Here is a 10846-nt window from a genome sequence, read left to right as displayed (position 1 = left end):
GCGAGCGGCGCAGTGCCGCAAAATCCGAGCACAGGGGCAGGGCGGATGAACTTTACCTTTTTAAAAATCCTCGTAAAAAAGGAGTTCGCGCAGATCGCAAAGGACCGATCGGCGCTCGTGATCGCGTTTTTGATGCCGCTAATTTTGGTCGTGATCTACGGATACGCGATGCGGATGGACATAAAGCCCGTTAAGGTGGGCTTCGTAAGCGATCTGGGCTCCAAAATCGAGCGTGATCTGCTCGGCGGATTTTTGGGCTCAAAATACCTGCAAACCCGCGTCTATACGGATTTAGAGAGCGCGAGGAGAGATTTTAAGGCGCACGAGATCGAGAGCATTTTGTATTTTGATCCGCGCTTTGCGGCTAAATTTCAAAACACCTTGAGCGGACTCGGCGACGCGGGCGGCGGCGTAAATTTAAACCTTTCTAGCGACGACAGCTCCTCCACAGGCGGCGCGGACAATCTCCAAAATGTGAGCGGCGGCGCAAATGTCCGTCCGCTTGAGGACAGAGGCGCGGGCACGGAGAGCGACATAAACGCCTCCACAGGCGGCGCAAGCGGCGAGAGTTTGCACCGCAACGGCGCGGAAGCGGGCGGCAGCGGAGTAAATTTAAGCGGCGCGACTGTAAATTCCGGTAGCAGCGCAGGCGACGTGAGCGCAAATCAAGGCAGCGCAAATTTAATCGGCGGCGCAGGCGATACGAATACGGGCCTCATGGGCGGAGCAGACGATCTCCAAAATACGAACGGCGGCGTCAATGCAAGCCCTTCCGCTAACGGCGCTCACAGCGCGGGCGGCGTTGTAAATAACGGCGGCAGCTCAAGTAATGTAGGCGGCTCAAATGGTGCAGGAGGCGGCGCGAGCGGCTCGAATAAAGACGGCGCCGAGATTTTCCTTATCCAAAACGCCACTCAGTCGCAGCTCGCGCTTCTTAGCTACGTCTATGTCGCGGGCGTAATCGAGCAGGTTTTGGCGCAAGATTACGGCTTTTTAAACACAAATTTAAACGCCGCAGCAAAGCCCGTCAGCGTGAATTATCGCAGCTGGTTCAACGAAGCCAACGAATCGACGTGGTATCTCGTATCTGCCGAGTACGTGGGGATTTTGGGGCTCATCTGCCTGTTTATGGTCGCGGTCGTGATCTCGCGCGAATGGGACCGCGGCACGATCGCCTCGCTTTACAACTCCAACGCAAGCGCGCTTGAGATCGTCACTGCCAAGGTCGGCGCGTATTATTTCCTGGCGCTTTTAGGCGGCGCGATGACGCTCGTTTACGGGCAGGTTCTTTTAGGCATCCCGATCCGCGGCAGCGTGGCGATGCTACTGGCGACGCTTTGCGTCTTCGTGCTGGAGATGACCTGCCTAGGCATGCTGATCTCGGCGATCTGCAAAAATCAATTCCTAGCGCAGGAATACGCCATCGTCATCGGCTATCTGCCCGTGACGCTGCTTAGCGGCATGATATTCGATCTGCGCGGACTGCCCGCGGCGGTCAACTTCATCGGGCACCTGCTGCCGCCCACATACGCGGTCGAGTCCTTTCGCATCTGCTTCCTATCGGGTGGACAGAGCGCGACGCTGTGGGTAAACCTCGCCATTCAGGCGCTCGGAGCGGTTTTGTTTTTCAGCTTGTGCGTGCTTAGCGTAAAAAGGGGCGCGCGATGAAATTTTTATTTTTGCTTTACGCTTGCGCGGAGAAATTTCGTGCCGCAAAAATCAACGCAATTAACGTTTCGCTTTCGCCCAAGGCATCGATGGCGGAATTTCACGCCGCCAAAAGAGAGGACGCGATGAAATTTTTAGAATTTTTTTGCAAGCGAGCGGAGCGTGGGCTTGAAATTTTAAAATTTAGCGCCGCAGAGAGCTTAAAAAGCCGCTTTGAGCTGCAAAAGCAAGCGGCGGAATTTTTAAAATTTTCGCCTATGCCGTGCAATCGGTTTGGAATTTTAATTAAAAAGCAAGCTTTGGCAGCGCGATCTTGCGACGTAGCCACGAGAGGGAGTGCGCGATGGGATTTTTAAAGTTCACGCACGCTCTAGCGCGTCTCGCGAACGCCGTGCAAAATTTTATATCGCAGCACAGATTTAGAATTTTAAAATTTGTGCCCGGATGCGTGCATTATGCACACATCGCACAAAATTTCGCATCGCAGTGCGAATTTAAAATCTTAAAGTTTATTCACGAGCCGCCGCATGCTCTGCGCCATGCTTTAACACGTGCTCCGCGTCGTATTTTGCCGCGCACAGATAAAGCCGAAGTAGGGCGTGCGGCGCGGCTTACTTCGCAGCATACGCACGACGTGATAGAAAAACAGAGCGCGGTTAAGTTTAATCATGCGGGCGGATATTCGAATTTTGTGCGCCGCCGCATAGTGCGACTTCGTAGCGTAGCTGCACGGCACGGCTACGAAGTAGGGCGCGCAGAAAAGCTTAGCAAATTTAACCTCATAAGCGCACTTTTAAATTTTAAATCGCGTTTTGCGATGCAGCTTTGCAGCGCGATTACACGGCGTAACTACGAAGCGTGGCGTAGCGAAATTTACGCCGTTTGCTTGCATAAGTACCCCGCTTTGATTCGAGCCGCAAGCGGTAAAATTTCGCGCTATGAAGTAGGGCAAGCGACGAACGCTTCGCTTTCACGGGGAGTGCAAAGAATGAAATTTTGCACCCAAAAGAGGCATGCGATGAAATTTTTAAAATTTCTCGGTGCGAGCCGTTTTTGCTCGCAAACGGTGGTTGGGCGCGGGTTTGAAATTTTAAAATTTAGCGCCGCAGAGCGCTTAAAACGCCGCTTCGAGCCGCAAAAGCAAGCGGCAGAGCTTTTAAATTCTAGCTCCTTGCCGCCGCGTAAATTTAAACCTGCGCTTTTGAAATTTTCGCCAGCGCCGTCGCGCAATGGATTTAAAATTTTAAAATTTACGCCCGAACCGCTGCGCAATCGGTTTGAAATTTTAAAATTTACGCTTGCGCCGCGTAAATGTAAACCCGCGCCCATTCCGTTTTTAAATTTTATTTCAAATTTCACTCCGCGAGCCCGCACCGCTAAATTTGAAAATGGCGTTAAATTTAAAGGCGCCGCTAAATTTGAAAGGAGCGCGCGATGAACGCTCTGCGAAAATCCCTGCTTCGAATTCGCGCGCTGATAAAAAAGGAATTTTTGGCGATGTTTCGCGACAAGGGCACGCGCATGGTGCTGATCGTGCCGGTGCTGGTGCAGGCGATCATATTCGGCTACGGCGCGAATTTCACCCCCGAGCAGGTGCGCTACGCGATTTTGGACGATGCCCGCGATGCGACGTCCACCGCGCTGGTGCAGAGCATCGCCGCTACGCCGATGTTTAAGACCGAACTTGGCTGCAAAGACCTAACCTGTCTGCGCCGCGCCGTAAGCGAGGGCGAGGCGATCATTGGGATCTATTTCGGCAGCGATTTTAAGGATACGCACGAGCTTTTGATCATCGCGGATTCGCGCAATACGACCTTGGCAAACACCGTCATCGGCTTCGTGCAAGCCATAGCGGGGGAATACAACGCGCAGCATTTTGTCAATTTAATCAGCATAAATCCGCGCTATGTTTTTAACGAAAACACGATCACGCGCTACACGATCATGACGGGGATGATTTTGGGGCTTTCGATGATTCAGGTGCTGATGCTATCGGCGTTTAGCGTCTCTCGCGAGCGCGAGGAGGGGAGCTTCGATATGATGCTGATGACGCCCGCAAACCCGCTTGAGATGCTGATCGGCAAGGCTGTGCCGCCCGTGCTGATCGCGATCGCGCAGGGGCTCGCGCTGTTTTTGATCTGCGTATTTTACTTTGAAATTCCGTTTCGAGGGCGCTTTGCGGATCTTTTTGCGATCATCGCGATCTTTAGCGCCTGCAACGTAGGCATCGGCCTCGTGATCTCGACCGTCTGCAAAACCTCGCTACAATCGGTCGTGAGCTCGTTTTTGTTCCTGCTGCCGTGCATTATGATAAGCGGGCTGATAACGCCTGCGGATGCGATGCCGCGGTGGTTTTACTACATCGCGCACCTAGATCCGATGTATTATGCCAACAACTGCATGTGGCGGATCTATCTGGAGGGCGCGGGCCTGGGCGAGCTGTGGCATCTCATCGTGCCGCTGCTGCTGATCGGGCTTGGCACGTTGAGCTTTGCGGCGTCGCTTTTTAGAAATAAGCTGGATTAGGGATTTAGATCGGAATTTTAGAATTTCAGCTGGAATTTTGGCTTGGATTTTGCTTCGTCGGAATTTTTGGATTGAACCTCTGCTTAAAATTTTAAATTGATCGCGGAATTTCGGCTTGGAATTTTGCCCTAAATTTTGCGCGTTTGTAGTGGATAAAATTAAATCAAAATTCCGCGTTTCCGCCTGGTGCACCGCGCGTCGCGATAAATTTTGCGCCTTAAATTTTAAAAATTTTGCGAAATTCCATCTTGCGAGTAGAGTTAGAATTTAAATCCGGGGTTGCCCGGGCGTCTTGCGGCGGTCGTATCATCTGCGCTCACTTTGGAAGCAGGCATATTTGCGGTATCTGCGCTCGCCTTGGAAGCGGGCTTTTTCGCATCGTCCGCGTCCGATTTCTTAAAAGCGGCGAGTTTGCTGTAAATGCTCGGTTTTTCGCCGTCCGCGCCTAGCTTGGCGCCATCAAGCTCGCTAGAATTTTCCGCGCCGCATAACCTTGCGGGGTTGAATTTTATCCATGCTATGATTAGCAAAATCCCCGAAAACGCCGTTACCAGCGACGCTGCGATTAGATACGGCAGCGCGAGGATTACGCCTATTTTAGCTAGCGCGCCCGATACCGCTTCGCAGGGCCACGTCACGGACACCACTATGCCGTAGATTTTAAATAAATCCACGCCGCTAAGTGTGGCTAGGCGGCAGTTTAATACGCCCCAGATTATCACCGCCGCGCACGTCGAAAGGACGTAGAGCAGGGTGTAGAGCAGACCTAGCATCGCGCCCTCTTTTAGCGCTACTACCATGGCGCAGTAGCACAAAATCGCGACGATCGGGATACTTTCTATCAGCCTATAGGTCTTAACGAAGCGCATGCCTAGTACCTTTTCTAGGCAAACGAAGCAGTCGTAAAATATCGCTAATGTCGCTAGCAGCGCTAAAACTCTAAAAATCGCGACCGCGTCCTCGTCTATGCTGCTTACGCCCACCGTGCCGCTTATGCCGATGCCTAGCAAAATCACGGCACCTAAAACTCCGCGGAATTTCGCCTTGCGAAGCAGATCTTGCTTTGAAATTTCTTTCATTTTTATCCTTTGAATTTTCTAAATTTACGTACTATCTTACGGCTTTACTGCTGCGGCGGCGCGCTTGACATTGCTATAACAGCGCGACTTGGACGTTGCGGTTTAGACTTGCAAAAGGCGTGGTCGCCGCAAAACGAAAGCGCTTCGGCTTAGGCGAGCTTTTCTATCTTGCTCCAAGCTAGCAGGTGCACGATGCTAGTTATCACAAGAGCGATGAACGGCAAAAATTCCTTTAATGATGTAATGACTAAAGCCACAACCGAATCGTCAGTTTGCGGCTTGGAGTTAGCCAAACCGAAGGGCCCCGCGCCGCACAGTATATTTAGCGCTAAAAACCCCACGCAGAGCCATACATAGGTGCGAAAGGCGCTCACGCCGCTTACTCGCGCAAGCGAAAAATTTATGCGAAGCCACGCTACGATTATGTAGATTGCGGCTGCGGGCACCGCTAAATTCCATATAGTCTCTTCTATCATCTCTTTCATCGTTACTTCTCTGTAACAACCTGCCGGATAAAATAATAAAAGCGCCACGAAGCAGATGCAGATCATCACGCAGTTGCGGTAAAGCACCGCCGCTTTTATGCCGCTAAGCATTGAAATTTTGCGGAGCGCTCTTAGCCTATAAATCACCGAGAAACAGATAAGAGCGATAAAAATTCCGCTGGCTATTAAGAACATTCCGCCGGGAGCAAGGCCTATAGCCTTAAAAACCGCGAGCACCGCCGCTAAAAACAGATCGATGCCGGTGCTGATCATCCCCTCTTTTCTTGCCTGAGATACGAGATCTTGCATACATAAGCCTTTTTAAAATTTATCTCGAAGTGTAAAACGCTAATTAAACCGGAAAGAGCGAAATTTTATCGTGACAAGAGGTTTATGAAATTTAAAATTTAAACCTCCGCGCTTATCTTTTCTATCTTGCTCCAGGCTAATAGGTGCACGATGCCGGTTATCACAAGAGCGATGAACGGCAGGAGCATTTTGGATAACACGACGACGATAACCAAAGCAGAAGCCGGCTCGGCGCCCGTCTGCAACTTATAGGCGAATAAACCGTAGAGCGCTACATTGCATAGTATATTTAGCACGAAAAGTCCCACACAAAGCCACACATAAGTCCGAAAGGTACTTACGCCGCTTACGCGCGCTAAAGAGAAATTTATGCGAAACCATGCGAAGATTATGTAAATAACGCCCACGAAAAGCGCTAGTCCAAATATCGCCGCAAATGGATTATCACTCTGCCCGCCGTCTGCGTCAGGCTCTCTCGGATAAAGGTAATTGAGCACGAGCGCTAGCGCAAAAAAGCAGACGCAGATTATTATGCAGTTGCGATAAAGCGTCGCTGCTTTTATACCGCTAAGCGCTGAAATTTTTCGGAGCGCCTGCAATCTGAAAAATGCCGAAACACAAATAAAAGCAATCAAAATTCCGCTAGCGATATAATTTATCATCTCGTCGTCAAGGCGCCATGGCTCGCTGAAAGAGACATAGCCTACTACGATAAAAACCACGGGTAGCGCCGCTAAAAACAGATCGATGCCGGTGCTGATCATCCCCTCTTTTCTTGCCTGAGATACAATGAATTGCATATATAAACCCTTTTTAAAAATTTGACCCGAAGTATATATAAACAAGCATAAAATATAAATTAAACCGACAAGATCGGAATTCTATCGCGACAAGATATTTGCGAAATTCTAAACTTTTACGCTTATCTTTTCTATCTTGCTCCAGGCTAGCAGGTGCACGATGCCGGTTATTATGAGGACTATGGGTAATATCAAATGGTATAGTGCATTTAATGGAAAAAGGATGACGCAGAGCCACACATATGTCTCAAAGATCCTCACGCCGCTTACGCGCGCTAGAGCAAAATTTATGCAAAACCACGCTACGATCATGTAGATTGCGCCCGCAAACGCTATTAAAATGCACAATATCATTGCCAAATGCTTGTGTGAGATCGATAAAGGAATCAATAAAAAGATGCTTGTTATGGCAATGACACAGATGCAGACAATTACGCAGTTGCGGTAAAGCACCGCCGCCCTTATGCCGCTAAGCATTGAAATTTTGCGGAGCGCTCTTAGCCTGAAAAATACCGAAACACACAAAAGAGCAAAAATAATTCCGCCAGTGATATAGGTAGCCGTTGGTGCTAAGCCCTAGCATGCCGTTAATAGCAATATCTAGCGCAACTAAAGTCGCAGGCACTGCCGCTAAAAACAGATCGATGCCGGTGCTGATCATCCCCTCTTTTCTTGCCTGAGATACGAGATCTTGCATAATAAGCCTTTTTAAAATTTATCCCGAAGCATACATAAATCGATGTAAAGCAGGAATTAAACAGCTAAATTTAAAATTTCAAAATTTCGTCGGGACAAGCTTGCAGACTGCGGAATTTCAGGAATTCTACCAGAGCGAGAATAAAATTCCGCCGCGAGATTTTAAAACGGAATTTTGATTATGGATTTGCGGGGTAGAATTCCACTGTGAAATTTCAAAACTCAAGCGATAGCATGCTTTCGTTGCACGCTTAGAAAACTGGCAAGCCACAGAAAATTCCACTATGAGATTTCTGCTTGGAATTCTGCGGTAAAATTCCGCTATGGAATTTAGACTGGAATTCCAAAGCAAAAACCTCGATATAAAATTTAATCAGAATTTCAAGACGGCATTTCAAAACAAAATTTCGCGATTTAAATTCCACTCAAAACAAAATCCCGCGATTTAAAATTCCACGCCGATTGATGAGTTGCTTTGTCGCGCCGCTACTTCACCTGCGCGCTGAAAATTTGCGTGATGCTGGGGATTTGCTCGCCTGCAACGTCAAATTTCGCCGTTTTGATCTGTACGCCGTAGAGCGAGCTAAGCGCGATTTCGGTTAAAATTTCGTTACTTGCGCCGTAGTTGTAGCTAAGATCATTTCGCAAGATTAGTGTGCGATCGGCGACTGCGAGGGCGTGGTTAGGCTGATGGGTGGTAAAAACTATGCTCGCATCGCTATTTGAGCGTAGATTTGCGATGAGGCTTAGCACGCGGTCTTGGTTTTTGATATCAAGCGCGCTGGCAGGCTCGTCCAAAAACAGCACGTCGCTGCCGCTAGCTAGGGCTCTAGCAAAGAGCACGAGCTGCCTCTGCCCGCCGCTAAGGGCGTTAAAGCTGCGCTTTTGCAGATGGGCGACGCCTAGCGTATCCAGAGCGTCAAGGCAGATTTGAATATCCTTTTTGCCCGGTTTTGAAAAGAGCGAGATCTCGCGTACCCGCCCCATCAGTACGATGTCAAGCACGCTGTAATCAAACGCGACGTTAAAGCTCTGTGGCAAAAAAGCAAATTTTGCCTTGCGTACGATCTCGCCTTCTTTAGGCTGTAAAATCCCCATCATACACGACATTAGCGTGCTTTTGCCTTGCCCGTTTAAGCCCAAAATCGCTAATGTTTGAGAGCTGGCAAGCTCGAAGTTTAAGTTGCGAAAGCAGAATTTTTCCGCCTCGTAGTAAAAGCCAGCATTTTTTACCTCAATTAGATTTTGCATTTTTGGCACTCCTTTTTAGAAGTAGGGCAAAGATCGGGCTTCCGATGAGAGCGGATAGAATTCCTAAAGGAATTTCGGCGCTACTTAGCGAGCGAGATAGATCGTCGATTGCCAGCATAAAGATCGCTCCTGCAATGAAGCAGGCAGGCATTAGCTTCACGTGGTCGCTGCCCGCGATGAGCCTGGTGGCGTGCGGCACTACAAGACCTACCCAGCCGATATTTCCGCTGACGCTAACTTGTACGGCGATCAGAGCGGTGCAAAGCGCTAGGATCGTGCAGCGCAGAAACTTAACGTCCACGCCTAGCACGCGCAAATCATCATCATTTAGGCTGAGTAGATTAAACCGCCATCTCAGCGCAATTAATACTGCAGAAGCGGGCAGGGCGATCGCGCACATCAAAATTACTTTATCATATCCTGCGCTTACGAAGCTTCCCAGTAGCCAAAAAACGATATTAGGCAGCACTTCCTCATCGTCTGCTAGATACTGCACTAAGCTCGTAAGTGCGGCAAATACGCCGTTAATGACTATACCTGCTAAAATGAGTGAGAAAATATCGGCGCGTGCTACGAATTTTGCCAAAAGATAGAGCAAAAATAGCGCCGCAAGCCCGAAGCAAAATGCAAACCCCGCAAGCCATAAGCCGCTAAATCCTAGCAAAATACAAAGCGCGCCGCCGAATGCCGCTGCAGTGCTAACGCCTACGATGTGCGGGCCAACGAGCGGGTTTTTAAATACCGCCTGTAAGCTCAAACCCGCGATAGCAAGCGCTCCACCGCAAAGGCTGGAGAGTAGAATGCGCGGAATTCTAACATCCAGCATCACACTTTTGGCAGCTTCATCGCCGCCTCCGCTAAAGAGAATTTTAAAAATTTCTTCTAACGGTATATGAAACTGCCCACTAGCGAGCGAGATTAGCGCCAGCACTACCCAAAAAAGAAGCAGGATTAGGCTCAGCATTATTTTTGATATTTGACGCGGTAAAATTTCTCGTAGAATTCCTCTACTTTTTTATCAAAGTTTGCGTCCTTAAAATTTTGCGGATAAAGTTTCATCGCAAGCCATTCCTCACCAAGCGCCATTGCTTCGGCAGTCGGATGACCCCATGCTTTAACGAATTCGGGCATTAGATAAATTCTATCCTCTTTCACGGCGCTAAGACCTTTTAGCGCAGGGTTTGCCTTAAGTTCGGCAGGTACTTGAGGATAGCGATTTTGCACTAAGATAATCTGCGGATTCCATGCTAAAATTTGCTCCGGCGAAACCTGCTTGTAGCCCTTTATATCTGCAGCGGCGACGTTCGTCGCACCCGCTCTTGTTAACATTACGCCAGTATATTTGCCGCTACCGTAGGTCGTAAGATCAGGATTTGCCATATAAACTCTAGGTCTTTTATCTACGATAAAATTACTAAATTTGGCATTTAAATCAGCTTGCGATTTTTTAACGAAATCTATTAGTTCAGCGGCATCCTTTTCGTGATTGCTTAGTTCGCCTAGAATTTTAACCCCCTCGTAAAAGCCCTCATCGTAAGCAGCGAAGCTATCGCGCTCATCTTTAAAGGTCGGATTTAGCTTAGCTTTTTCCTCTTGTGCAGAGCTGAAAAATGAAATACCTACGACTGGGATTTTTAACTCCTCCATTTTAGCGATATATTCTTTGGGGAAGTAGTTTACTACTACGACCGCATCGGGCTTTAGACTAAGCAGAGCTTCGTAATTGACATCTTTGATATCGCCTGGATTAGGTAGGTTTTTAAAACTCGGCGCCAAGCGATTATACTCTTTGCCTAGGCGCTGCTCCCAGCTTTTTAGGATGCCCACGACCTTATCTTGGGCGTTAATTTCGTTTAAGACATTGAGTGCTTCGTGGTGTAGCACGACGATACGATTTACTTGATCCGGGATTGTGACCTTACGACCGAGCTGATCGGTAATCGTGCGATCTGCAAAAGCCAGGCTAGCGCAAAGCGCTGCACCAAGAAGGATTGAGTGAAGTTTAAGCATTTTTTCTCCTTGAAAATTCCGC

At 48.8% G+C, this 10846-nt stretch carries 13 protein-coding genes; 4 read left to right on the top strand and 9 right to left on the bottom strand.

Annotation, left to right across the window (positions count from 1 at the left end; all coding sequences use genetic code 11):
* The 4 genes from Q0614_RS06930 to Q0614_RS06915 form a co-directional block, all read left to right on the top strand.
* Positions 1-1668, top strand: a 1668-nt coding sequence (locus Q0614_RS06930; protein WP_298787556.1) for an ABC transporter permease, incomplete at its 5' end; no start/stop codon positions are given.
* Positions 1665-2024: a hypothetical protein gene (locus Q0614_RS06925; protein ID WP_298787554.1), complete on the top strand. Its 360-nt coding sequence runs from the start codon at positions 1665-1667 to the stop codon at positions 2022-2024. The genes Q0614_RS06930 and Q0614_RS06925, both read left to right, overlap by 4 nt.
* Positions 2012-3106, top strand: a complete 1095-nt coding sequence (locus tag Q0614_RS06920) for a hypothetical protein (protein ID WP_298787552.1) — start codon at positions 2012-2014, stop codon at positions 3104-3106. Before Q0614_RS06925 ends, Q0614_RS06920 begins: the two co-directional genes overlap by 13 nt.
* Entirely contained in the window at positions 3103-4194 is a 1092-nt protein-coding gene (locus Q0614_RS06915) for an ABC transporter permease (protein ID WP_298023545.1), read from the top strand. Before Q0614_RS06920 ends, Q0614_RS06915 begins: the two co-directional genes overlap by 4 nt.
* A 260-nt stretch (positions 4195-4454) precedes the next feature.
* On the opposite strand, the gene Q0614_RS06910 is transcribed toward Q0614_RS06915, so the two are convergent.
* The 9 genes from Q0614_RS06910 to Q0614_RS06870 form a co-directional block, all read right to left on the bottom strand.
* Positions 4455-5273, bottom strand: coding sequence for a hypothetical protein (locus Q0614_RS06910; protein ID WP_298787550.1), 819 nt, complete (start codon positions 5271-5273; stop codon positions 4455-4457).
* 149 nt (positions 5274-5422) lie between these two features.
* A complete protein-coding gene (locus Q0614_RS06905) occupies positions 5423-6067 on the bottom strand; it encodes a hypothetical protein (protein WP_298787548.1) in 645 nt (214 codons plus the stop codon).
* Between the two features lie 98 nt (positions 6068-6165).
* The gene (locus Q0614_RS06900; RefSeq protein ID WP_298787546.1) at positions 6166-6867 is read right to left on the bottom strand and encodes a hypothetical protein; all 702 of its coding nucleotides are present in this window, start codon (positions 6865-6867) and stop codon (positions 6166-6168) included.
* A 108-nt stretch (positions 6868-6975) separates the two neighbouring features.
* A complete protein-coding gene (locus Q0614_RS06895) occupies positions 6976-7221 on the bottom strand; it encodes a hypothetical protein (RefSeq protein ID WP_298787544.1) in 246 nt (81 codons plus the stop codon).
* 115 nt (positions 7222-7336) lie between these two features.
* Positions 7337-7564 (bottom strand): hypothetical protein, encoded by a 228-nt coding sequence (locus Q0614_RS06890; protein ID WP_298787542.1) that lies wholly within the window; start codon positions 7562-7564, stop codon positions 7337-7339.
* Positions 7565-7690: 126 nt separating this feature from the next.
* Positions 7691-7915, bottom strand: a complete 225-nt coding sequence (locus Q0614_RS06885; protein WP_298787539.1) for a hypothetical protein — start codon at positions 7913-7915, stop codon at positions 7691-7693.
* Between the two features lie 134 nt (positions 7916-8049).
* Positions 8050-8814 (bottom strand): ABC transporter ATP-binding protein, encoded by a 765-nt coding sequence (locus Q0614_RS06880; RefSeq protein WP_298787537.1) that lies wholly within the window; start codon positions 8812-8814, stop codon positions 8050-8052.
* Positions 8798-9778, bottom strand: a complete 981-nt coding sequence (locus Q0614_RS06875; protein ID WP_298787535.1) for an iron ABC transporter permease — start codon at positions 9776-9778, stop codon at positions 8798-8800. Before Q0614_RS06875 ends, Q0614_RS06880 begins: the two co-directional genes overlap by 17 nt.
* Positions 9778-10824 (bottom strand): ABC transporter substrate-binding protein, encoded by a 1047-nt coding sequence (locus tag Q0614_RS06870; protein ID WP_298787533.1) that lies wholly within the window; start codon positions 10822-10824, stop codon positions 9778-9780. The genes Q0614_RS06875 and Q0614_RS06870 overlap by 1 nt, the downstream gene beginning before the upstream one ends.
* Positions 10825-10846: the final 22 nt, after the last annotated feature.

The organism is uncultured Campylobacter sp. (genome assembly GCF_937997595.1).
Classification (GTDB): domain Bacteria; phylum Campylobacterota; class Campylobacteria; order Campylobacterales; family Campylobacteraceae; genus Campylobacter_B.
Note: the sequence above shows the minus strand (reverse complement) of the source record. Positions and strands in the feature narration are given on the sequence as shown.

What these genes read in the sequence shown, in the direction of transcription:
- Q0614_RS06890 (WP_298787542.1), bottom strand. Translation starts at nt 7,564, where the DNA reads ATGCAAGATCTCGTATCTCAGGCAAGAAAAGAGGGGATGATCAGCACC.
- Q0614_RS06870 (WP_298787533.1), bottom strand. Translation starts at nt 10,824, where the DNA reads ATGCTTAAACTTCACTCAATCCTTCTTGGTGCAGCGCTTTGCGCTAGC.
- Q0614_RS06895 (WP_298787544.1), bottom strand. Translation starts at nt 7,221, where the DNA reads ATGATATTGTGCATTTTAATAGCGTTTGCGGGCGCAATCTACATGATC.
- Q0614_RS06900 (WP_298787546.1), bottom strand. Translation starts at nt 6,867, where the DNA reads ATGCAATTCATTGTATCTCAGGCAAGAAAAGAGGGGATGATCAGCACC.
- Q0614_RS06875 (WP_298787535.1), bottom strand. Translation starts at nt 9,778, where the DNA reads ATGCTGAGCCTAATCCTGCTTCTTTTTTGGGTAGTGCTGGCGCTAATC.
- Q0614_RS06905 (WP_298787548.1), bottom strand. Translation starts at nt 6,067, where the DNA reads ATGCAAGATCTCGTATCTCAGGCAAGAAAAGAGGGGATGATCAGCACC.
- Q0614_RS06910 (WP_298787550.1), bottom strand. Translation starts at nt 5,273, where the DNA reads ATGAAAGAAATTTCAAAGCAAGATCTGCTTCGCAAGGCGAAATTCCGC.
- Q0614_RS06915 (WP_298023545.1), top strand. Translation starts at nt 3,103, where the DNA reads ATGAACGCTCTGCGAAAATCCCTGCTTCGAATTCGCGCGCTGATAAAA.
- Q0614_RS06920 (WP_298787552.1), top strand. Translation starts at nt 2,012, where the DNA reads ATGGGATTTTTAAAGTTCACGCACGCTCTAGCGCGTCTCGCGAACGCC.
- Q0614_RS06925 (WP_298787554.1), top strand. Translation starts at nt 1,665, where the DNA reads ATGAAATTTTTATTTTTGCTTTACGCTTGCGCGGAGAAATTTCGTGCC.
- Q0614_RS06880 (WP_298787537.1), bottom strand. Translation starts at nt 8,814, where the DNA reads ATGCAAAATCTAATTGAGGTAAAAAATGCTGGCTTTTACTACGAGGCG.